The following is a 21813-nucleotide window of genomic DNA, read 5'->3' on the forward strand; positions in this document are numbered from 1 at the left end:
CCTGATCACCATCCGCCGATCAGGGCCTGCTCAGGTTCCTCTCAGAGCCGTCGGCGAGACTGGCGCCCATGCGCATTCTGGTCGTCGACGACGACAAGGCGGTCCGGGACTCGCTGCGTCGTTCGCTGGCCTTCAACGGCTACCAGGTCGACCTCGCCGAGGACGGCCAGGTCGCGCTGGACAAGATGCTCACCGACCGGCCCGACGCGCTCGTCCTGGACGTGATGATGCCGCGCGTCGACGGTCTGGAGGTGTGCCGGCGGCTGCGCAGTGCCGGTGACGCGCTCCCGATCCTCGTGCTGACCGCCCGCGACGCGGTGTCCGACCGGGTCGCCGGGCTCGACGCCGGCGCCGACGACTACCTGCCCAAGCCGTTCGCGCTGGAGGAGCTGCTGGCCCGGCTGCGCGCGCTGCTGCGCCGCCGCACCCCCGACACCGACGACGACGCCGGCACCAGCCCCGCGCTCACCTTCGGCGACCTGTCGCTGGACCCCGACACCCGTGAGGTGACCCGCGGCGGACGGTCGATCAGCCTCACCCGCACCGAGTTCTCCCTGCTGGAGCTGCTGCTCGCGCACCCGCGCCGGGTGCTGACCCGCGCCCAGATCCTCGAGCAGGTGTGGGGGTACGACTTCCCGACCAGCGGCAACGCCCTGGAGGTCTACGTCGGCTACCTGCGCCGCAAGACCGAGGCCGAGGGCGAGCCGCGGCTGATCCACACGGTGCGCGGCGTCGGCTACGTCCTGCGGGACACCCCGCCGTGACCCAGCCGCTCCCGCTCGACGAGGAGCGGGCCGAGCGCTGGTGGCGCCGCGGGCCCGCGGCCGAGCCGGACCGCGAGCGGTTCACGCTGCGCGCCCGGATCGGGGTGCTGGCCGCACTCGTCGCCGCCGCGATGGTGCTGCTCGTGTCCGCCGCCGCGTTTCTCGTGGTGCGCCAGAACCTCACCAGCTCGCTGGACGAGACGCTGCGCCAGCGTGCCTACGCCGCCGCGCAGAGCGACCTGATCGACCCGCGGCTGCTCGCGGCGCTCCCGCCCGACGTGCTCGGCGCCGCCGACCTGCACATCGCGCTCGTCTACTCCTCCGGCATTGCGACCTCGGCCGACGAGTCGTCGCGGCCGCCGCTGGGGGAGCCGGAGGTCGCCGTCGCCCAGGGCGGGCCGACCCAACCGGGGCGCACCGCCGATCTGGACGGCGTGCCGTACCGGATCGTCGCCGTCCGGGCCGGGGACGGTCGTGCGCTGGTGCTGGCCCAGCGGCTCGACACGATGACCCGGGTGGTGACCCGGATGGGCACCGCGCTGCCGATCGTCGGGCTCGGCGGTGTCGTGCTGGCCGCGCTCGCCGGGGTCGCGGTCGCCCGGACCGGGCTGCGGCCGGTGCTGCGGCTCACCGCGGCGACCGAACGCGTCGCCAAGACCGGTGACCTGCGCCCGATCCCGGTCTCCGGGTCCGACGAGCTGGCCCGGCTCACCCAGTCGTTCAACACGATGCTCGGCGCGCTGGCCGCGTCGCGGGAACAGCAGCGCCGGCTCGTCGCCGACGCCGGGCACGAGCTGCGCACCCCGCTGACCTCGCTGCGCACCAACCTGGAGCTGCTCGCCTCCGCCGACCGGCCGGACACCCCCGACCTGCCGGCCCAGGACCGCACCGAGCTGCTCGACGACGTCCGCGCCCAGGTCGAGGAGCTGTCCCACCTCGTCGGGGACCTCGTCGAGCTCGCCCGCGACGACGCCCCGACCATGACGAGCGAGGCACTGGAGCTCACCGAGATCGTCGACCGCGCCCTGGACCGGGTGAAGCGACGGGCGGGGGAGGTCGAGTTCGAGGTCCACCGGACCCCGTGGATCCTCGACGGCGACGCCAGCGCGCTCGAACGTGCCGTCCTCAACCTGCTCGACAACGCCGTGAAGTGGAGCCCGCCCGGCGGCACCGTGCGGCTGTCGATGGTGCCGATCTCACCGGAGTGGCTGGTCATCGAGGTCGCCGACGAGGGCGACGGGATCGCCGCCGAGGACCTGCCGCACGTGTTCGACCGCTTCTACCGGGCCGACACCTCGCGCACCATGCCCGGCTCCGGGCTGGGGCTGTCCATCGTCGCGCAGGCGGCGGCGCGGCACGGGGGAGAGGTGCGGGCCGGGCGCGCCCCGGAGGGCGGCGCGCTGCTCTCGATGGCCCTGCCGGGCCGGTACGTGGCGGAGCCGGACAGCCCATAACCTGGTGCGACACCCCGTGACGGGGTGGTGCTCCTGTGAGACGACGGACGGTGGACGCATGACCCAGGACAACCCGCCCGACGAGCCGACCCGCACCGGAGCGGGGACGTCCGGCGGGGACTCCGGGGACGGATCCGGCCGCGACGGCAGGGCCCCCGCCCCCGCGGGACCGGCGGGGCCCTCCGGCGACACCGACACCGAGCAGGACCGACCGCGGCCCTCCTCGTCCGGGGCCCCCGGTGACGGATCTGCGTCGGACGGGTCCGCCGACGGCCCGGCCACCGGCTCACCGGGCGCTGCCGGGGAGGGTGCCGACGCGGGCCCGGCCGGTGACATCGCCGCGGCCGGTCCGGGTGAGGAGTCCGCGACGGCACCTGCGGCCGCCGACGGCGGCGCGTCCACCGGCTCCGGCGCGACCGCCGCGTCGACGGCCGGCGCGACCGGTGTCTCCGGGACGGCCCCCGCGTCACCCGGCACCCCGGCCGACGAGGACGCCGGCCCCCAGCCCGACCACGGCCCCGACACCGAGGCCGTCTCCACCCAGGACCCGCCCACCGACCGCTGGGCCGTGCCCGCCAACCCGTGGGCCCGCCCCGGCTCCACCGCCGCCGACGCGCCCGCCGCGGGCTCCGGCGGTGCCGCGCCCGACGCGGACACCCGGGACAGCCCGACGGACACGACGCCGGTGCCGGCGGACGGCACCCGGGAGCTCCCGGCGCACCCGGACGCGACCGGCACACCCGCCCCCGGCGGGCCCACCCCGCCCCCGTGGGCGGTCGGCGCCCCACCCGCCCCGCCGCGTCCGCCCGGCCGCGGACGCCGGGGAGTCGTCCTGGTCGCGGCCGGGCTGCTCATCGCGCTGGTCGCGGGTGCCCTCGGCGGGCTGGTCGGCGCGCGCATCGCGGGCGGGTCCGGGGGTGCGGCACCGGCCGGATCGATCGAGGCCGTCGCCGAGAAGGTGCTGCCCGCCGTCGTCCAGATCAGGGTCGACGGCGGTGCGGGCAACGTCGGTGACCGCGGCGAGGGCTCCGGCATGATCGTCGGCAACGACGGCCTGATCCTCACCAACAACCACGTCGTCGCCCCGGCGGCGCAGGGCGGGACGCTGCGCGTGGTCCTGCAGGACGGCCGCTCCGCCATCGGGTCGATCGTCGGGCAGGACCCGCAGTCCGACATCGCGCTCGTGCGCACCGACCTGCCGGGCCTGAAGACGGTCGAGCTCGGCGACTCCGACCGCGTCCGGGTCGGTCAGCAGGTCACCGCGTTCGGGTCGCCGCTCGGGCTCGGCGGTTCGGTCACCACCGGCATCGTCTCGGCCGTCGACCGGGCCGTCGGCATCCCCGCCGAGTCCGGTGCGCCGGGGGCCAGCGACACGGTGCTGAACGCGATCCAGACCGACGCCGCCATCAACCCCGGCAACTCCGGGGGCCCGCTGGTGGACGCCGACGGCCGGGTCGTCGGCATCAACTCCGCGATCGCGACGGCCGGGCCGGGCGGTGGCTCGATCGGCGTCGGCTTCTCGATCCCGATCAACCAGGCCCGCCGCATCGCCGACCAGCTGCGTTCCGGAGGCAAGGCCACGCACGCCGTGCTCGGCGTGACCGTCGGCAACGACCCGCAGCTGCGCGGCGCGGTGATCCAGGAGGTCACCCCGGACGGCGCGGCCGCGAAGGCCGGGCTGCGGTTGCAGGAGATCGTCGCCCGGCTGGGTGACCAACGGGTCACCACCGGCACGGACCTGCAGGCCGCGGTGCGGTCGCAGCCGCCGGGCAGCGTCGTCCAGCTGGAGGTCCTCGACGCGGGCGGGGCGACCCGGACCGTCGAGGTGACGCTGGGCGAGCAGTGACGGCCCGCCCGGGTGGACGTCGTCCGACCGGACGGGGCCGTGCGGGTGGTGCGAACGGCAGGTCGTTGACGGGTGAAGAACCGTCGTGATGGGGTGGTTCGGCATTCGGTGGTGCCCCATCGAATGCGCCCGGAGTGTCGTGCCGGTGCCGGTCCCCCCTCCCGGCACCGGCACGGCCTCCCCCGGCGTGGCCCCGGGCCGGCGCTAGGGTGACGGCATGGAGATGTCGGGTCCGCAGATCGGCCGTGCTCTCGTGGTGATCGTCGACGACCGGGTCAGCGCGGGTGAGCGGTCCGACGGCACCGGTCCGCTGGTCACCGAGCTGCTGGAGGAGGCCAACTTCCTCGTCGACGGCGTGGTCTCGGCCCCCGGCGACGTGGTGGCCATCCGCAGCGCGCTGAACACCGCCGTGATCGGCGGCGTCGACCTGGTCGTGACCGTCGGCGGAACGGGCGTGTCCCCCCGCGACGTCACCCCGGACGCCACCACCGGTGTGCTCGACCGGCCGGTGCCGGGCATCGCCGAGGCCATCCGCGCCTCCGGTCTCGCCGCCGGAGCGGTCGACGCCGGAGTGTCCCGTGGCGTCGTCGGCGTCTCGGGCAGCACGCTGGTGGTCAACCTGGCCGCGTCCCGCGCGGCCGTCCGCGACGGCATGGCCACACTGACCCCGCTCGTCCCGCACGTCATCTCGGAGCTGTCCGGCCTCGACGACTGACCCGGTCACACGGCCGGTCCCACGACGGGAACGGGCCCCGGCGGATGCCGGGGCCCGTTCGTCGTGTGGTCAGCTCGCCGGGGGCACCGGCGGGACGCCGCCGTTGTCCTTGCGCTCCGGCGGGACCGGCGGCACGGCCGGCGGCTGCTGCGACGCGGCCGGGTTGCCCTGCGGCTTCAACGCGTCACCGCCGGGCGGGGCGGGCGGCACCGGCGGGACGGCGTCGCCGTGCGTGCCGGCGCCGGGAGCGGCCGGGTCGTGGTGCCCGAGCGCGCCCTCGACCTTGCCCTTCACCCCGTCGATCTGCTCCGAGTACTTGCCGCCCGTGGCCTGGTCGACCTTCTCCGCGGCCTTCCCGACGAGCGGGCCCGCCTTCTCCTTGGCCTTCTCCAGGTGCGGGCCCGCCTGCTCCAATGCCTTGTCCAGGTGCGGCTGCGCCTTCTCGATCGCGTTCTCGGCAGCCTCGCGTGCCTTGTCCAGGAACCCCATGAGCGGTCCACCTCTCCTGTCGCCGCCCGGGGACCCCGGGCGGATGCGTACGGCTGCCTCCATGGTGGCACCCGGACGCGTCGTCGTGGGGCCCCGCGAGCCCGGCACGGCACGGTGACGCGGGATCGGTGTCCACCCGCGCCGCCCGCGCACGGCACCATGGAGCCATGAGCGAGCCCGCGGACCGGATGCGCCGACGGATCGAGGAGATCTTCGGCGACGACCCCTCGACCACCGCCGACGAGCGGGCCGACTACGGCGCCGCCGACGAGCGCGACTCCGCGGACCCCGACCGCTGGTTCACCGAGAACCGCCCCCCGCACCACGGCGGCTGACCCGCCGGGCCCGGCGGGTCAGAGACCGAGCGCGGCCCGCACCGCCGGGACGGCGCGGCGCGACACCGGGATCCGTTCGGCACCGGCCCGGTCGGTGGCCACCGTCATGCCGTCCGGTCCGCGGTGCACGCTCCGGATCCGCGCGGCGTTCACCAGGTGTCCACGGTGCACCCGGAGGAACCCGGCGGGCTCCAGCTCGCGGGCCAACCGGTCGATCCCGCGGTGCGCCGCCCGCAGCACGCCGACGTCGGTGACCAGCCAGACGTCGTGGCCGTCGGCGCGGGCGTGCCGGACGTCGTCGCAGGCCAGCAGGTGCAGCCGCCCACCCCGCCCGACCGCGGCGACCCGGTCCGGCGTGTCCCCGGCGGGAGTGGGAGCCGGGACCGGCAGCACGTCGTCGGTGCCCGCCCCGGCGCCGTCGGCGACGGCGAGGAAGCCGACCGGACCCGCGTCACCGGGCACCGGGCGCAGCCGGAACACCAGCGGGTCAGCGCCGCCGGCGCCGCCGGCGCCGCCCGTGTCACCCGCGGCGCCGACGACGACCGTCCCCGACCAGGTGTCGCCCCCGCAGGCCCGGACCAGCGCAGGTGCGACGGCCCGGCCGAGCGCCCGGCCACCGTCGGAGCGGGGGAGCAGGCCCCGCCTGCGGGCCGCCGAGTTCGCCGCGACGACCCGGCCGCCGCCGTCGAGCGCGAGCAGCGGTCGCCGTTCGCGCCGGTCCAGGTCGACGAAGGCACCCGCCAGCACGGCGCTGGAGCGGGCCGCGGCGTCGCACAGCACACGGAGCGCGGGGCCGGTGGCGAGGAGCAGGTCGTCGGGGCGGACCGGCAGGCAGTGACCCCGGGTGGAGACGGTCAGCGCCGCCACCGCCGTGCCGAGCACCGGGTCGCACACCGCCGTCGACACACAGCTGTGGTCGTGCAGTGCCGAGCTCCAGTGCTCCGGCCCCCGCACGCAGACCGCCCGCGGGTGGGCGAGCGCCGTCCCGGCACCGTTGGTCCCGGCCCGCGCCTCGGCCCAGACGCTGCCCGGGGCCGGGGCGCACTCGCCCGAACCGCGTGCCGCCCACGAGGCCAGCACCCGGCCGTCGCCGTCGGTGACCGCGGCGACGCACCCGTCGTACCTGCCGGCGATCCCCGCCGCGACGGCGCCGAGCATCGTGAACACCGAGGCGTGCTCCCGGCGGTAGACCACGTCGTCCCGCACGGGGGCCTGCACCGGCGCCAGCGGGTCGAGCCGGTGGCGGTCCCGGCAGCGCAGCCAGGACAGCGCGATCGACAACGGCACGTCCGCGGGCACCTCGTCGCCCGCCGCGAAGCGCTCCCACGCGTCCCGGGTGCGGGTGAAGGCCGATGAGCCGTCCCGGTCGGGCATCAGCGCACCCCCGGAACGGTGCCGATGCCCTCCATGGATCGGGTGAAGGGGAGCGGGTCGCCGTCGGCGAAGACGTCGGGGTCGTAGCCGGGGTCGGCCATGACGCCCCAGGTGCGACGGCGCTGCATGGCCAGGTTGCCGGCGTCGTAGAGGGGGAAGACGGCGGCCTCGCGGTAGAAGCGCTCCATCGGGAACCGGCGGTCCAGGGCGTTCACCCCGACCACCCGCATGCAGTCGTTCACCACCTGGCTGACGAGCTCGGTGCAGAACGTCTTCGACATCCCGGCGAGCGCCTGGCCCTGCCCGTCGTGCCGGTCCAGGTAGTGCGCGGCCTTCCAGCACAGGTAGCGGGCCGCCTCGATCCGCGCCGCGACGTCGGCGAGCAGGTTCCCGACCGCCTGGTGCTCGATCACCGGCGCCGAGCCGCCGCCGGTGAAGGTCCGCGCCCACTTGAGCGTGAACTCGAAGGCGGCCCGAGCGACGCCGACCGCGGCGATCCCGGCGATCGGGCCCGACCAGGTGAAGGCCCGGTTGATGAGCAGGTCCCCGTCGCCGTGGGCGAAGACGTTCTCCTCGGGGACACGGACGCCGCGGAAGGTCATCGTCACGTTCTGGCAGGTGCGGTGGGCCATCTTGTCGATCACCTCGAACGACAGCCCCGGCGTGCCCCGCTCGACGACGACGGCGCTCAGCGCCGAGGTCCCGCCCGCGGTGCGGTCGGTCCGCACGATGCAGACGCTCAGGTCGGCGCCCCGCAGGTCCCAGCCGCCCGCGTTGCACGGCCAGTGCTTCTCCCCCTGCAGGACGTACTCGCCGCGGGCGCGGTCGTGGGTGGCGACGAGCTGGATGCCGGCCCGCCGGTCGGGGTGGTCGAAGTTCGCGGTCCCGCCCCGCTCGCTCACCGCCCACCCGGCCAGGAAGCGGCCGGTGGGGTCACCGGTGGCGCGCCGGATCCACCGGTCGCGCAGCTCCTCGGGGGCGGCCCAGAGCAGCGGCTTCAGGGCGAGGCCGTTGACCAGCAGGGTCGTCGCGAAGCCGGGGTCGACCGCGCACAGCTCCTCGACCGCGATCAGGAAGTCCACCTGGGACAGCCCGCCGCCGCCGAGCTCACGGGGCAGGAACAGCGTGGTCAGCCCCGCGGCGTAGGCGGCCTCGTAGGCGGGTCGGGTCGCCCGGAACGCCTCCTGCGGGTCGGGCAGCGACTCGGCCCGCTCGACGACCGGGCGCAGCACCTCCCGGGCGAACTCACGAGCCCGGCGCTTCAGGTCGCGTTGGGAACGGGAGAGCGTGAAGTCGACGGCCATCGGTCACCTCCTGCGGCTCCGGTCACCGGGGGGAGCCGGGTCCGTGGCCGCGGAAGCCGGTCCCGGTGAGCTCGAGGGCTCCGCGCAGCCCGATGTCGTTGTCCGCGATGTCATCGAGGGTCGCGGCGTCGAGCACCGCGAAGTAGGCGTCCAGCGCGTCGGAGAAGACGTTCCGGGCCCCGCACACCCCCGCGATCCGGCAGTAGCGCGCCGGCCCCAGGCACTCGACGACGGCGAAGTCGCTCTCCATCGCCCGCATCACCGCCCCGACCGTGATCGACGACGGCCGCGCGGCCAGTCGCACACCGCCGCCCCGCCCGCGGGAGGTCGCGACGAGCCCGGCGGCGGCGAGCCGCTGGACGACCTTCTCCAGGTGGTGGCGGGAGACGCGGTGGGCGTCGGCCATCTCGCCGACCGAGCCCCGCCCGCCCGGGGCGACCCGGAGGTACATGAGGACACGGAGGGCGTAGTCGGCGTGGCTGGTGTGTTTCACGGGCGCGTGTGCTCCTCGTCGCCGGGGATGAAAGCAGTATTCGATCTACCGGTTACCGCTGTGTTTCCCCAGGTGAAGCTCGTGTGGCGGCCCTCGGACCGGTGCCGTCGACGCCGCCGTGGCACTCCCGGGCGTTGCACGAGGGTGTCGCGACACCGCACGTGACCGGGGTGGCGCCGCTCGTGACACGGACCTTCCGTCGACGGTGCCGCGGGCCCGATGGTCGGCGGCCACCGAGCCAGTTCCGAACCGGTACGCCGGGTACCGGTTCCGGCTCGGTGCCGTCCCCGATCCCGATGCGAAGGGAAGCGCCATGCCTGTCGACTTCACCTTGTCCGACGAGCAGCGCAAGCTGCAGCACGACGTCCGTGCGTTCTCCGAGAACGTCCTTCAGCCGGTCGTCGCGGCGGCGGACGCCGAGCCCGACCCGCTCGAGGGCTTCCGGATGACCAAGGGCGCCTACGTCGAGGCGTACAAGGCGGGCATCGCCATGTGCATGCTGCCCGCCGAGTACGGCGGCGGAGGGGTCTCCTGCGTCGACCTGGTCATCGCCGCCGAGGAGATCTGCGCGGTCGACCCCGGCTTCGCCTGCACCGTGCTCTGCAACGGCCTCGGCCTCATGCCCATCGCCTGGTACGGCAGCGACGAGCAGAAGGAACGCATCCTGCGGGCCGCCACCTCCGACCCGACCGGCACCTACCTGGGCGGGTGGACCGCGAGCGAGCCGCCCGGCAACCCGGCCGGCACCGCGAACTTCGACATCCCGCTGCCGCGCCCGGCCGGCGTCGGACTCACCGCCGTCCGCGACGGCGACCACTTCGTCGTCAACGGGCGCAAGTACTGGCCGTCCTCGGCGGGGTGGGACGAAACCGGCGTGAACGCCGGGACCCTCATCGTCCGGACCGACTCCGAGGCGGGTGGCACCGAGGGACTGTCCGCGCTGATCCTGGAGGGCGGCACGCCGGGCGTCACCTTCCGCCACCTCGACAAGATCGGTCACCGGCTCGCGTCGAACGCCGAGATCGTGTTCACCGACGCCCGGATCCCGGTGGAGAACCTCCTCCTCGGCGCCGAGGGCAACGGCGACCTCGTGATCAACCGGAACTTCGCCTGGTCCGGGCCGGTGGCGGCGATCGCGGCGGTGGGCATGGCCCGCACCGCCTACGAGACTGCCCTGGACTTCGCCCGCAACAACACCGCGGGCGCCCTGAAGCCGATCATCGAGTTCCAGAACGTCGGCTACGTGCTCGGCGACGTCGCGTCGAAGATCGAGATGGCGCGCTACTTCTGCTGGCGGGCCGCCGACTACCTGGACAAGCACGACCAGCACGCCGAGCTGGTCGGCGCGATGAACAAGATCCAGGTGACCGAGATGATGATCGACTGCGTGTACAAGTGCATGCAGATCGTCGGCGTCAACAGCCTGGAGACCGCCAACGGCTTCGGCAAGCTGCTGCGCGAGGTCGCGGTGCTCCCGATCTACGACGGCGGCAACATGGGCATGCAGCGCCGCCGCGTCCACGGCATCCTCGCCGACCCGCTGTTCAACCCCCGGGCGATCATGGACGACGACATGGTCGTCTTCGGCAAGCAGCACGAGTCGATCGGCACGATCGCCGGCTGACCGACCGGGTGCCCGGCCGCGTGCCGGGCACCCGACGCCGGCGGCCCGCGGTGCCGCCGCGGTCATCGCAGGGTCACCGTGACCTCGCCGGTCAGCGTCGCCGCCGCCACCGCGGTCGCCTCCGCCTCGGGCAGCGCGACCAGCACCAGCGGCCCCGGGTCCGCCCGCGCTCCGGCCGCCCCTGCGGCGGGCGGCAGCACCGCCACCACCCCGGCCCGGGCGGCCAGCACACGCGCGCCGTCCGGGCCGCCCGCCACGACGTCCACCCGGGAGCCGGGGGACAACAGCGCGGCCACCGCCGGGTCGGCCGGGCGCAGCGGCACCGCCGAGGCGCCCGGCCCTCCGGTGACGACGGCGAGCGCGGACCCGACCAGCCGCAGCTCACCGATCGGCTCGCCCGCGGCCACCGGTCCGGCGAGCAGCCGCCCGGCCACGGCGGCGGGCGCGGTCAGCGCACCGGCGGGGGCGAGGGCGGGCGGCCAGGCGGCCACGACCACGTCGCCCGGGCCCAGCGCCGTGCCGGGGGCGAGGTCGCGCGCCGCGACCAGCACCGGGACCCGCTCGTCACCCGCGGCGGGGAGCAGCGCCACCACCACGGCCGCGACCGTGAGGGCAGCGGCCAGCACGCGGCGGGCCAGCAACGCCCGTGACCAGGAGGGCCGCCGCAGCAACCGCTCCCACGGGCGGTCCGCCCGCTGTGTCTCCTCCGCCATGACCGTCCCTCCGCCGTCGTGGTTCCGACGCTAGGGCGGGACGCGGCTCAGAACGGGCCGATCCACCGGCCTGTGGACAACTCGGCCGGTTGTGGACGGATCAGGAGGCGGCGGCCTTCGAGGACGAGGCGCTGGACGACGTCGAGGACGACGAGCCGGCCGAGTCCGAGGAGGACGAGGAGCCCGACGAACCCGACGAGGAGGAGTCCGAGGACGAGCTCGACGAGGAGCTGTCGGACTTCGTCGACTCGGAGGAGGACCCGCTGCTGACCGAACCCGAACGGGAGTCGGTGCGGTAGAAGCCGCTGCCCTTGAAGACGATGCCCACCGAGGAGAAGACCTTGCGCAGCTTCCCGCCGCAGTTCGGGCAGGTGCTGAGGGCATCGTCGGAGAACGACTGCACCGCCTCGAAGCGGTGGTCACACGCGGTGCATGCGTACTGGTAGGTCGGCACAACATCCTCCGGACGAACTGGGGCGGTGCCCGCCCATGGGCTGGCACTCGACGAGAGCGAGTGCCAGCATACTCCGCGGCGACGGGCGGGCCGACCCGTCCACACGGTCAGGGCGAGAGATGCACCACCCCGTCACCGGGCAGGACGACCGCTCCCACCGCCACGTCGTGGTCCTCGGCCGGGACCTCGTCGTGCAGCTCGCCGTCGTACAGCGGGACGACCAGCAGGGCGCCGGGCGCGGCGAGCACGAGCGTCCGGTCGTAGAAGCCGCCGCCGCGGCCCAGTCGTCGTCCGCGCCGGTCGACGGCCAGCGCGGGCACCACGACCAGGCCCGCCGTCGCGAGCGCGGCGGGTCCGAGCCGGGGACCGGTCGGTTCGACGACCCCGAGCGGCCCGGGCGCCAGGTCGTCCGGGCCCCGGTAGACGGTCCAGTCCAGCGGCCCCGGCTCGTCCGGCACCACCGGGGCGAGGACCTCGTGGCCGGCGGCGACCAGGGCGTCGGGCAGTGACGGCACCCCCGATCCCGCACCGCCGGGTTCGGTGCCGATCGGCAGGTAGCAGGCCACCGGGCCGGGCGTCGCGGCGGCGAGCGCGCACAGGTGCACCGACAGCGCGGCGGTCGCCGCCGCCCGGTCGGTGACCGGGCGCCCGCGACGCTCCGCCAGCAGCAGCCGCCGCAGTGCCCGCTTGGCCTCACCGGGTCGTCCACCCTGATCAGGCGACGATCCACCCCCGTCCCCCGCGCGAGCCGTCACGGCTCCAGGCTAGAGCTGTGGCTAGGCTCGCCGACCATGAGCGTGCAGACGTCCAGCGGCACCGGGGCCTTCCGCACCGCCGTCGTCCCGGCGGCGGGTCTGGGCACCCGGTTCCTGCCGACGACCAAGGCCGTGCCGAAGGAGCTGCTCCCCGTCGTCGACACGCCCGGGATCGAGCTCGTCGCCGCGGAGGCCGCCGAGGCCGGCGCACAGCGGCTGCTGGTCGTGACCTCTCCGGGCAAGGACTCGGTCGCGGCCTACTTCCGCACCGACGACGAGCTGGTCAAGACTCTGGAGGGCCGGGGCAAGGGCGAGCTGGCCGACAAGGTCCGCCGCGCCCCCGGCCTGCTCGAGGTCGAGTCGGTGTACCAGTACGAGCCGAAGGGCCTCGGCCACGCCGTCGCCCAGGCCGGCCCGGCGCTGGCCGACGACGAGCAGGCCGTCGCCGTCCTCCTGCCCGACGACCTGGTCCTCCCGACCGGGGTCCTCGCCCGGATGGCGCAGGTCCGCGAGGAGCACGGCGGCAGCGTGCTCTGCGCCTTCGACGTGCCGCGCGAGCAGATCTCGGCCTACGGCGTCTTCGAGGTCTCCGACACCGGCGCCGACGACGTCAAGCAGGTCCACGGGATGGTCGAGAAGCCAGCCCCGGACGAGGCGCCGTCGACCCTGGCCGCGGCCGGTCGCTACCTGCTCGACCGCGCGATCTTCGACGCACTGGACCGGATCACCCCCGGCGCGGGCGGTGAGCTGCAGCTGACCGACGCCGTCGCGCTGCTGATCTCCGAGGGGCACCCGGTGCACGTCGTCGTGCACCGCGGCGGGCGCCACGACCTGGGCAACCCCGCCGGGTACGCGCGGGCCTACGTCGACTTCATGCTGCAGCACCCGGAGTACGGCGAGGATCTGCGGACCTGGCTGAACGAGCGACTGAAGGACTGAGAGTGCGCACGGTCACCGATCACCTGTCCCGGATCCTGGACGTGGCGGTGCGCCCGGCCCCGGTGCGCGTCGCGATCACCGACGCGCAGGGGCTGCGCAGCGCCGAGGAGGTCGTCGCGGCGCGTCCGCTGCCGGTCTTCGACCAGGCGGCGATCGACGGCTACGCGGTGCGCAGCGTCGACGTCGCCGGGGCCAGCGACGCCTCCCCGGTCACCGTGCCGGTGGTGGGCGAGATCGCCGCCGGGTCGCGCCAGCCGCTGCGGCTGCAGCCCGGCCAGGCCGTCCGTGTCGCGGCGGGGGCGCCGCTGCCGACCCTCGCCGACGCCGTCGCCCCGCTGGGGTGGACCGATGGCGGTGCCGCGCGCCTCACGATCCGCCGCGGCGTGCCGTCGGCGGGCTTCGTGCGCCGGGTGGGGGAGGACGTCCAGTCCGGTGACGTCGCCGTCCGCGAGGGTGACGTCGTCGGCTCGGCCCAGGTCGCGATGCTCGCCGCCGCGGGCCGGGACAAGCTGCTCGTGCACCCGCGGCCGCGGGTCTCGGTCGTCTCGGTCGGCGACGAGCTGGTGGAGGTGAGCCGCTCGGCGGCGTCCGGGCAGGTCGCCGACGTCTGCTCGCACGCGGTGGTCGCCGCCGCCCGTGAGGCGGGCGCGGAGACCAACCGGCCCCGGACCGTCGGCGGCAGCGCCGCGGAGATCCGCGGTGCGGTCGAGGACCTGCTGCCGGCATCGGAGATCGTCGTGGTCTGCGGGGCGGGCGGCGGGACGACCGCGGCCGAGGCCAAGAGCGGGCTGGCCGACCTCGGCGGCATCGACGACACCCGCGTCGCGATGCACCCCGGTTCCGCGCAGGGCTACGGCCGGCTCGGCCCGGACGCGGTGCCGGTGTTCCTGTTCCCGTCGCACCCGGCGACGGCGCTGGTGCTGTTCGAGGTGTTCGTCCGGCCGCTGATCCGGCTGGCGCTGGGCCAGGAGCCGCTGCGGCGCACCTGGACCGCGCGGCTGACCTCGCCGATCGTCTCGCCGGCCGGGCGGCGGTCCTACATCCCGGCACGGCTGCTGCGGTCCGACGACGACGGCGAGCTGCTCGCCCAGCCGCTCGGCGCGTCGGGTACCCACCTGCTGGCCGTGCTGTCCGAGGTCAACGCCCTGGCGGTCATCGACGAGGACGTCACCGAGATGACCGTCGGTGAGCACGTCGAGCTCGTCCCCCGCGGGCGGAACTGAGCCGAGTGCCGCCGCCCGTCGTCCCCGAACCGCCTGGCGGCCACCCCGGCTGGCCCGCCGTGCTCGGGCCGCTGCGGGTGCGCGGGCACGAGGTGGGGCTGCGCCCGGTCCGGCTGCGCGACGGCGGTGACTGGGCCCGGATCCGGGTGCGGGACGAGCACTTCCTGCGCCCCTGGGAGCCGACGACCTACGGCGGGTGGGCCCGCCGCAACTCCGGTGTGGAGTGGCCCGGCCGGTGGTGGCTGCTGCGTGGGGCCGCCCGGCGCGGGTTGTCGCTGCCGTTCGCGATCACCGTCGACGGGGCGATGGCCGGGCACGTCATGGTCGGCAACGTCGTGCGGGAACCGCTGTTGTCGGGCTACGTCGGCTACTGGCTGGACTCGACGCTGGGCGGGCGCGGGATCACCACCGCGGCCGTCGCGCTCGTCCTGGACCACTGCTTCGGCCCGGTCCGGCTGCACCGCGTCGAGGCCACGGTCCGCCCGGAGAACGCGGCCAGCATCGCCGTGCTCGCCCGGCTCGGGCTGCGCCGCGAGGGACTGCTCCAGCGCTACCTCGACGTCGACGGCGCCTGGCGCGACCACTACGCCTACGCCGTGACCGCCGAGGAGGTCCCGCCGGGCGGTTTCGCGGCCCGGCTGGTGCGCCACGGCCGCGCGTCGCGGTCCTGACCCTGCGCAGCCCCCGCACCTCGTTCGATCACTCACCGGAGTCACACGTGTACCGCACGTCTCTGGTTTCGCACCGTCCGTCCGGGGGACCACGGCGCGTCGCGGCCCGGGTACGGGCACACGCCCGATTACGGTGATCGGTGGTGGCGCGGGTCGGGGCCGTTCCACCGGGTGGACTGCGCCGGTCGGGGAGGAGGCAGCCGTGCCCAGCTCTGTGATCTTCGTGGGTCTGGTCGTGCTCTGGCTGCTGATCCTCGTTCCGACCGTCGCCCGGCGCCAGCAGGAAGTGGCCCGGCTCAGCCCGGCGCTGCTGTCCGGGCGGGTGCTGGAACGTCCCGCGCGGCATCGACACCCGGAGGTTCTTGTGACACAGCGATCCGGTCCGACCACGGTCGGCGAGCTGGCGGAGGCGCGGGACGACGTCCCCGCTCCCCGTGGGCGCTCCGACGAGGCCGACCAGTACGCCTACGACGACGCCGAGGACGTCTACGACGACGCGGAGATCGACGACGACGGCCGGGTCCGCGGGCCCGGGGGCGCCGATCTCGACGACCGCGACCTCGACGACCTCGACGATCGCGATGACGATCTCGACCGCGCCGATCTCGACCACGACCTCGTGGACCACGACGACGCCGGCCTTGACGAGCGGGTCCGGTCGGACCGGGAGCGCGACCCCCGGTCCGACGAGGACCACGCACCCGCCGACCTCGTCGACGCCGACGACGAGCACGGGATCGACGCCGACGGGATCGGCGAGGTCGACGAGGACGGCTGGTCCCGCCCGCCGGCCCGCTACCGGCCCGGCCGCGGGGGCTTCGACCCGGAGGCCGCCGCCGCGGCCGCGCACGCCAAGTACGCGTTCCGCCAGCGCGTCGTCCTCGGTCTGCTCGTGCTGCTGCTCGCCGCCGGCGCGGCCGCGCTGCTGGTCTCGACGGTGTTCTGGTGGGTCACCGGCGCCGTCGGCGTCGGCCTGGTCGGCTACCTGACCTACCTGCGTCGCCAGGTCCGCATCGAGGAGGGCATCCGGGCCCGCCGTGCCGCACGCCTGGCCGGCACCCGGCAGTCCCCGGCCGCCGACGACCCCGAGCTCGACGAGTGGGCCCACCGCGGCCGTGAGGCCTCCACCGGACGGGCCGACGACGAGATCCGCGCGACCGCCGCCCCCGACACCGCGGGCGCCGACGAGGACGACGACTGGACCGCCGACGACGGCGAGCCCACCCGCGTCCGCGGCACCGGCGAGCCGCTGGGCGTGCTCCCGGCCCGCGGACGCACCGTCGAGGGCCCCGTCGGGACCGAGCACGAGTCGTCGCTCCCGCGCCTCGCCGCGGCCCCGCCGCCGCCCGTCCCGGCCGGGACGTCGCTGGTCGACGTGGACGCCGAGGAGGAGCCCGACGAGTTCGACGCGGGTACCCCCCACCGGCGTGCGGTGGGGGAGTAGGGGTCTGTTAGGGTTCTTCAGGTCGGCCCGCGAGGGCGGGCCTGATACACCTGGGGCTGTAGCGCAGTTGGTAGCGCGTCTCGTTCGCATCGAGAAGGTCAGGGGTTCGATTCCCCTCAGCTCCACCAAAGCTAGATTATGCGAACCCTGACCGTCGTCATCCCCGTCCGGATGGCGACGGTTTTCGTTTGCATCTGTTGCCTCTGACACCCAGGTGTCAGACGCCAGCAGCACCCGGAACGGCTCGGTCAGCTCGGCTTTCTCGACGGCACCGTCCTGTCCAATCCAGAGCTTTTCGAAGAAGCCTTGGTTGATCTGTTGCCGCACGAACGGCGGGGCGGCCTCGTAGTGCTGGTAGCAGCTACCGGCCACGATGAGCGCTTGCTCCAGGATCTTCTCGACGTCGGCCAGTTCGGCGTTCGCGAAGGCGACCTCCTGCTCGGTGGCAGAGATGGCTCGGGGGAGCCGGTTCATCTCGGCCTTGAGCATCTCGAGGGAGATGGCCTCGGCGTAGTGGGCCTGCATGAGCTTGGCGCGCACTTCGCCGAGGGCAGCCAGGCGGCGGTTGGCCTGGGCGGCGTGCCGCTGGGAGTCGGCCGACTGTCCGGCCATTTCGGCATGCGCGGCGGTGCGTAGCCGCTGGACCTCGTCGGCCGGGAGTTGGAGGCGGCGGTACAGGTTGGCGATGCCGTCCTCGATCTTGTCCAGCCGCACGATCTTGCTCGCGCAGTTGCGCGAGGCCGGCGCTTCTTGCCACAGCCGTAGTAGCGGTAGCACCCGTCTCGGCCGTTGCGTTGGGTGTAGACGAGCCGCTCGCCGCAGTGTCCGCAGTAGATGGTGCCGCGCAGGTAGTGCGGGTGCTTGCGCTCCTTCCCGCTGCGTAGAGGCTGGGTGTTCGCCAAGTCCGGCGTGGCGTTCGTGTAGGTGCTGGAGGACGAGGTGACACCAGACGCGGGCCAGGAGCGAGGCGCCGCGTAGATGGCCGTCGCCGGAACTGTCGGTGCCGTGCGGGAGGATATCGGGGTAGCCGCGGTCCAGCCCGAGAGGATCTTCGTCTGTGCAGGTCGATTACGTGTCATCGCAGCCCGAGCCGGAACAGGAATTCCTGTCATGTGGGCAGGGGAACACGTCGCGACGCATCTGCCTCGGGATGCCGTGATGCTGGAGCCCACGACGCTAGACGAGCGGCAAGAGCGTGTTGCCAAGTGCCTGGAAGAGCGGGGCTCCAGATTGGCAGGCATGTATCGGTCAGCGCTGCACTTGCTCCGGGGCAAGCCGGAAGTCGGCTTTGAAGTAGCACGGGTATCCATGATTTGCCATTGCATACGCGAACTAATGATCAACCTTCCAGTGCTGATCCTGGACAAGCTTGAGCCGCGACCAGATCCTTCCTCGGGTTCTCTAACTAGGAAGTTGCCGCGCTTGCTTGCGGAGCATCCGGATCTGGATCTGTCTGCGGATCAGGATATTCTCCCCGTCCCAAGGGCCGTCGCGCAGGCGTTTGACTCTCTGATCAAAACTGCGGCGAAAGAGGATGGGCGCAACACGCGAAATGCGGCCGCTCTGCTGGCCGGGGATGAAACCGCCAAGGTACCCGTGCTGAAGCAATGGAATGCTACCTATGGCTTCTTTGTTTCGTGGGCCCATCTCGACCGCGACTCCGAAAATCATCGAGATCTGCCAAGCGATGAGGACCTGCTTACCAAGATTCGCATTGTGGAGGACGTAATCGAGGTGCGGGCGGGTGTGTTCTTTGAGAATGTTCGTACTGTGCGAGATCTTCTTGATGATATTAACTATACCGGTGAGGAGCGCAGCTAAATGGAGAAATACCGAGAACCAACCGACGAGCAACTGAAGGAGGTGCTTCGGCGCATCCCCACCCTCCAGCTCAGACGTGCATTCTTCGAGGGCCTGAAAAATCCTCTATGGGTGAAGGCTCTCGCGAAGCAGGGCGCCTTCGCCAATCCCCCTGAGCCAAAAGTGCTTGACGACGGGAGTGTCCGGGACATCTACTGGCCAGAGATCGACTATCTTGTCCGCGTCTCCAATGAGGTGCCAGTTGATGTCGTCGACGTGCTGGTGAAGCTCACTAAGAGTAATAATGCTTGGGTGAAGCGGGCCGTGTTCGAGGTCGGATCTTCGATCCCGGCCGATCAGGCGGTGAGGCTGCGCCCTCTGATTAATTTCTGGGTGTCGACTGGCTTCGGCTGGAGAACCGACCCGAGACATCTGGTCGGCTTCGCCACGAATCTCCTGAGCGGCGGCCAACGCGAGGCGGGGATATGGTTTGCCAATCTGCTCTTTAAGCCTATGAAGACCAAGCGCCTCGACAAGACTGGCACAGCTTTGGAGGAATATTGGTACGCGCACGAGTTGCCCCGGCTCGTCGAGAAGCTCGGCGGTGGGGGCCTTGCTGTCGTACTGCCCTGGCTCGTGGTGTTCGAGCGTAGCAATGGACACTTTAGTAAGAAGTCGGATATATCCTACTTCGCGAGAGATTCCATACGGGTAAGTGACCGCGAGTACGAAGATGTCGAGCAAGCGCTTATCGATGCAGTTCGCGATTTGGCAATAACGGCAATGAAGCAGGACCCGCAGAAGTCGAGGTCGCTGCTTCTCGATACGAAGATGATTCTGACTAGAAAGATTGCACTGTTCTCGCTAAGCGAGGCAATCGAGCAGGACGTTGACGAATCCGGCATGGCTCCCCTGTTGGATGTAGCGTACGAGCTTCTCCTAGACGAACCGTCCCTATCTGAAGGATGCCGAATCGACTACGCCGATCTTGCACGGGCATTCGCTAAGCGACGTCCCGACTCTCTTGAGAAGCTTGCCACTGCGCTCGACTTGGCTTGTGCGCGACTAGACGACGAACGTCTCCGTGAGTGGCTCGCACGCGAGACCGACGATCCGGCCGCCATCAACAAGAGCGTCTTGCAGTACCAAGACGCTTGGATGCACCGGTGGCTTGCGGCGATAGGCAGCGACGCATTACCTGCTGAGTTGCGTGACAGGCTAGCTGAGCTGGACGCTCGGCTTGGAGTAATTGAGTCGCCACGAGAGCCGTCGAGCACGATCACTTCTTGGACGGGGCCAAATAGTCCGATCACTCAGGACGAGATGTCGTTAATGAGTCCCAACGAGCTGGTGGCTCATCTGGAAAGCTGGCACGATACTGGCAATGGGTTTGGGCCTGAGCCGTCGCATGAGGGTCAAGGCCGGAGTGTCGCCGCGCTCTTGACTACGAGCCCAGACGCGATCGCTGGCGTTGAGGGTCTCGTAGATCGGCTACGCCCTACGTACCTGCGGAGCATTATGCAGGGCTGGGAAGCGGCAGTTAAAGCGGGTCTGACGCTGAATTGGGAGCAAGTGCTCTTGACGGCGCGCCAGATTCTTGCACACAGTGATGAGTCTGGATTTCCGGCCGAAGGGGGAAGATTTGATGAGGATCTGGACTTTCGGCCAGCGAAGGAAGCCGTTGTGGGGCTTCTTGAGGAGCTCGCAAAGAAGCGAGATGAAGGCAGCAACGTACTGGTACCGGTAAGTATTCTGAATCAGGTTGCTGAGCTTCTTCTTGGGGCCGCCAACGATAAGACGGAATTCTCGCGGTATGTCGTCGGCGCTAAAGACAGCAGCATGGATGCGCTGACCCTATCGCTCAACTGGCGCTGGCCAGTCTGGCTGCGTGGTCTCACTCATCTAATAGCGCATGGGTCTGAGACGGGCTGGTTCGAGGCAGCTCGTTCCGCGTTTGAGGACGAGCTCGCCAGAGATGACCCGTACGGGGCATCCCGCGCCGTGCTGGGTGAGGGGTTGGCCCGACTCTTCATTGCTGACCAGGAGTGGGTCGAGTTGCGGCGCGGGGATTGGTTTGGCGCTGAGGAAGACTCAAGCAGGAATCAGCAATTTGCACTCAGCGTTGCAGTAGCGACTCATCGGTACCACAAGCAGTTGCTCGAATTGCTTGGTCCTGCCATGATCGGAGCAATCAGGTCGACTGAGGCAGTCGCAGTGGGATGGCGAACGGAAACCGATCCGCTTCAGGAAATTGGGGGCTGGCTCGTCGAAGCAGTCATTCGTGGCGAACAGACTCTTGACGATCCAGTAGTGACGGTCTTCTTCTCCGAGGCGCCAGTTGACGTGCGGGGTGGAGCGATGGGACATGTAGCCTGGCGTTTCATGCGTGCAGACGAGGTTTCGTCGGGAATTCGTGACAAATTCGCCACCTTGTGGGACAGCAGGCTTGAACATGTGCGGGAGCATCCTGCCGACAAGGAGGAGCTGAGCGGCTTCTACTGGGTGGTCAAGAGCGGGAAGTTTGAAACTGGCTGGTGGCTGCCAAGACTCAAGGAAGTGGCGTCGCTCGATCCTACGCTTGGTAGGCAGCGATACATGATCAGCGAGGAGCTGGGGTCCTCGGCGTCCCTAGATCCCCATGCGGCTTTCGATGTGCTTCGCTTGCTGCTCGCTGTCCAGGACGAGGATGGTCTCACGAGCTATGGTCTTATGCGTGACGCGGTTCCGCAGATATTGGCTGCTGCTATCACATCTGGTGACGCGAACTTGAAAGCGGACGCGGAGCGGTACATGAACCAGCTTGGTGAGCAAGGAAACCTACAGCTCGAATCGGAAGTCCGGGCGTTGACATCGTGAGTACGGATGAGTCCGCCGGGTCTCCGTCTGATCGAAGGCTAAAGGTCTATGGCGTCAACGACTACGGTGCGTATTGTCAGGTGGAAGACCCTGTCGAGCTTCCTGAAGGTTTCGGACGTACTGAAGTAATGTCGTCGTGACTGACGTAATTGAGCTCTACAATGCCCAGTAGTTTATCAAGCACGGCCTCTTCCCTGCGTCGTTCACGGAGCGACGTGCAGCACTCCACGCCGCAGTCCCTCAGGTGCGCCAAGTCGTGGCGAAGGGCGAATTCAGGCGGTCGAAGCATCTAGCTCAACGAGTTCGGCGAATATCTCGGAGGGCTTCTTCCAGTTGTGGATCTTACGGGGTCGGTCGTTGATATCGCAAGCCACCATCGCCAGATACTTCGGGTCCGAGGTGATTTCCGTGCCTTTCGGGAAGTACTCGCGCACGATGCGGTTGAGGTTCTCGTTGCTGCCGCGTTCCCACGGCGAGTGCGGGTGGGCGAAGTACACCGGCATCGACCCCTTGGTGACGGCGGCGTGGCCGGCCATCTCCGCCCCGCAGTCCCAGGTCAG

The 21813-nt window shown here is 71.6% G+C and carries 21 protein-coding genes and 1 tRNA gene; 14 read left to right on the plus strand and 8 right to left on the minus strand.

Annotated elements, in window-relative coordinates; genetic code table 11:
• The first annotated feature begins 68 nt into the window (after window positions 1-68).
• The 4 genes from Ae505Ps2_RS10970 (at window position 69) to Ae505Ps2_RS10985 (ending at window position 4779) form a co-directional block, all read left to right on the plus strand.
• On the plus strand, window positions 69-764 hold the full coding sequence (locus Ae505Ps2_RS10970) for a response regulator transcription factor (protein ID WP_075308438.1): 696 nt from the start codon (window positions 69-71) through the stop codon (window positions 762-764).
• Window positions 761-2218 carry a HAMP domain-containing sensor histidine kinase gene (locus tag Ae505Ps2_RS10975; RefSeq protein ID WP_020623812.1) on the plus strand — a complete coding sequence of 486 codons (1458 nt, stop codon included), beginning with the start codon at window positions 761-763 and terminating at the stop codon, window positions 2216-2218. Before Ae505Ps2_RS10970 ends, Ae505Ps2_RS10975 begins: the two co-directional genes overlap by 4 nt.
• Window positions 2219-2276: 58 nt before the next feature.
• A complete protein-coding gene (locus Ae505Ps2_RS33315) occupies window positions 2277-4064 on the plus strand; it encodes a trypsin-like peptidase domain-containing protein (protein ID WP_075308434.1) in 1788 nt (595 codons plus the stop codon).
• Between the two features lie 217 nt (window positions 4065-4281).
• Complete coding sequence (locus tag Ae505Ps2_RS10985; RefSeq protein ID WP_020623795.1) at window positions 4282-4779, plus strand: MogA/MoaB family molybdenum cofactor biosynthesis protein; 498 nt, start codon at window positions 4282-4284, stop codon at window positions 4777-4779.
• 69 nt (window positions 4780-4848) lie between these two features.
• Here Ae505Ps2_RS10985 and Ae505Ps2_RS10990 read toward each other — a convergent pair whose 3' ends face one another.
• Complete coding sequence (locus Ae505Ps2_RS10990) at window positions 4849-5268, minus strand: antitoxin (protein WP_075553598.1); 420 nt, start codon at window positions 5266-5268, stop codon at window positions 4849-4851.
• A 167-nt stretch (window positions 5269-5435) separates the two neighbouring features.
• On the opposite strand from Ae505Ps2_RS10990, the gene Ae505Ps2_RS31940 reads away from it, so the two are divergent.
• Window positions 5436-5603, plus strand: coding sequence for a hypothetical protein (locus Ae505Ps2_RS31940; protein WP_020625817.1), 168 nt, complete (start codon window positions 5436-5438; stop codon window positions 5601-5603).
• An 18-nt stretch (window positions 5604-5621) separates the two neighbouring features.
• Here Ae505Ps2_RS31940 and Ae505Ps2_RS10995 read toward each other — a convergent pair whose 3' ends face one another.
• From Ae505Ps2_RS10995 to Ae505Ps2_RS11005, 3 genes are read right to left on the minus strand one after another with little or no spacing between them, the layout of a single operon-like run.
• Window positions 5622-6977, minus strand: coding sequence for a DNA-binding protein (locus Ae505Ps2_RS10995; RefSeq protein ID WP_075308430.1), 1356 nt, complete (start codon window positions 6975-6977; stop codon window positions 5622-5624).
• On the minus strand, window positions 6977-8281 hold the full coding sequence (locus tag Ae505Ps2_RS11000) for an acyl-CoA dehydrogenase family protein (protein ID WP_075308428.1): 1305 nt from the start codon (window positions 8279-8281) through the stop codon (window positions 6977-6979). Before Ae505Ps2_RS11000 ends, Ae505Ps2_RS10995 begins: the two co-directional genes overlap by 1 nt.
• A gap of 22 nt (window positions 8282-8303) precedes the next feature.
• Complete coding sequence (locus Ae505Ps2_RS11005) at window positions 8304-8774, minus strand: Rrf2 family transcriptional regulator (RefSeq protein ID WP_075308425.1); 471 nt, start codon at window positions 8772-8774, stop codon at window positions 8304-8306.
• 313 nt (window positions 8775-9087) lie between these two features.
• Between Ae505Ps2_RS11005 and Ae505Ps2_RS11010 the strand changes: the two genes are divergently transcribed.
• Complete coding sequence (locus Ae505Ps2_RS11010; RefSeq protein WP_075553599.1) at window positions 9088-10398, plus strand: acyl-CoA dehydrogenase family protein; 1311 nt, start codon at window positions 9088-9090, stop codon at window positions 10396-10398.
• A 62-nt stretch (window positions 10399-10460) separates the two neighbouring features.
• Here Ae505Ps2_RS11010 and Ae505Ps2_RS11015 read toward each other — a convergent pair whose 3' ends face one another.
• The 3 genes from Ae505Ps2_RS11015 to Ae505Ps2_RS11025 form a co-directional block, all read right to left on the minus strand.
• The gene (locus tag Ae505Ps2_RS11015) at window positions 10461-11111 is read right to left on the minus strand and encodes an SAF domain-containing protein (RefSeq protein ID WP_075308423.1); all 651 of its coding nucleotides are present in this window, start codon (window positions 11109-11111) and stop codon (window positions 10461-10463) included.
• A gap of 100 nt (window positions 11112-11211) precedes the next feature.
• Window positions 11212-11565, minus strand: coding sequence for an FmdB family zinc ribbon protein (locus tag Ae505Ps2_RS11020; protein WP_075308421.1), 354 nt, complete (start codon window positions 11563-11565; stop codon window positions 11212-11214).
• A 107-nt stretch (window positions 11566-11672) separates the two neighbouring features.
• A complete protein-coding gene (locus Ae505Ps2_RS11025; protein ID WP_083695547.1) occupies window positions 11673-12320 on the minus strand; it encodes a 5-formyltetrahydrofolate cyclo-ligase in 648 nt (215 codons plus the stop codon).
• Between the two features lie 36 nt (window positions 12321-12356).
• Between Ae505Ps2_RS11025 and Ae505Ps2_RS11030 the strand changes: the two genes are divergently transcribed.
• The 8 genes from Ae505Ps2_RS11030 to Ae505Ps2_RS31115 all read left to right on the plus strand — a co-directional run bounded on the left by Ae505Ps2_RS11030 (window position 12357) and on the right by Ae505Ps2_RS31115 (window position 21253).
• On the plus strand, window positions 12357-13259 hold the full coding sequence (locus tag Ae505Ps2_RS11030) for a UTP--glucose-1-phosphate uridylyltransferase (RefSeq protein ID WP_020627027.1): 903 nt from the start codon (window positions 12357-12359) through the stop codon (window positions 13257-13259).
• 2 nt (window positions 13260-13261) lie between these two features.
• Window positions 13262-14482, plus strand: coding sequence for a gephyrin-like molybdotransferase Glp (gene glp, locus Ae505Ps2_RS11035; RefSeq protein WP_082375558.1), 1221 nt, complete (start codon window positions 13262-13264; stop codon window positions 14480-14482).
• Between the two features lie 5 nt (window positions 14483-14487).
• Window positions 14488-15153: a GNAT family protein gene (locus Ae505Ps2_RS11040; protein ID WP_075308419.1), complete on the plus strand. Its 666-nt coding sequence runs from the start codon at window positions 14488-14490 to the stop codon at window positions 15151-15153.
• Between the two features lie 235 nt (window positions 15154-15388).
• On the plus strand, window positions 15389-16597 hold the full coding sequence (gene glpR, locus Ae505Ps2_RS34210) for a gephyrin-like molybdotransferase receptor GlpR (protein ID WP_349289846.1): 1209 nt from the start codon (window positions 15389-15391) through the stop codon (window positions 16595-16597).
• Between the two features lie 52 nt (window positions 16598-16649).
• Window positions 16650-16725 (plus strand) — tRNA-Ala (locus Ae505Ps2_RS11050).
• A gap of 253 nt (window positions 16726-16978) precedes the next feature.
• On the plus strand, window positions 16979-17233 hold the full coding sequence (locus Ae505Ps2_RS11055) for a hypothetical protein (protein ID WP_075550149.1): 255 nt from the start codon (window positions 16979-16981) through the stop codon (window positions 17231-17233).
• A gap of 342 nt (window positions 17234-17575) precedes the next feature.
• On the plus strand, window positions 17576-18418 hold the full coding sequence (locus tag Ae505Ps2_RS31110) for a hypothetical protein (RefSeq protein WP_139320161.1): 843 nt from the start codon (window positions 17576-17578) through the stop codon (window positions 18416-18418).
• Window positions 18419-21253 carry a hypothetical protein gene (locus Ae505Ps2_RS31115; RefSeq protein ID WP_139320162.1) on the plus strand — a complete coding sequence of 945 codons (2835 nt, stop codon included), beginning with the start codon at window positions 18419-18421 and terminating at the stop codon, window positions 21251-21253. It abuts the gene before it with no gap.
• Window positions 21254-21525: 272 nt separating this feature from the next.
• Here the strand turns inward: Ae505Ps2_RS31115 and Ae505Ps2_RS11065 are convergent.
• Window positions 21526-21813 (minus strand): IS30 family transposase (locus tag Ae505Ps2_RS11065; protein ID WP_170917122.1); only part of this gene is annotated, 288 nt, incomplete at its 5' end.

Source organism: Pseudonocardia sp. Ae505_Ps2, from assembly GCF_001932425.1.
Lineage (GTDB): Bacteria > Actinomycetota > Actinomycetes > Mycobacteriales > Pseudonocardiaceae > Pseudonocardia.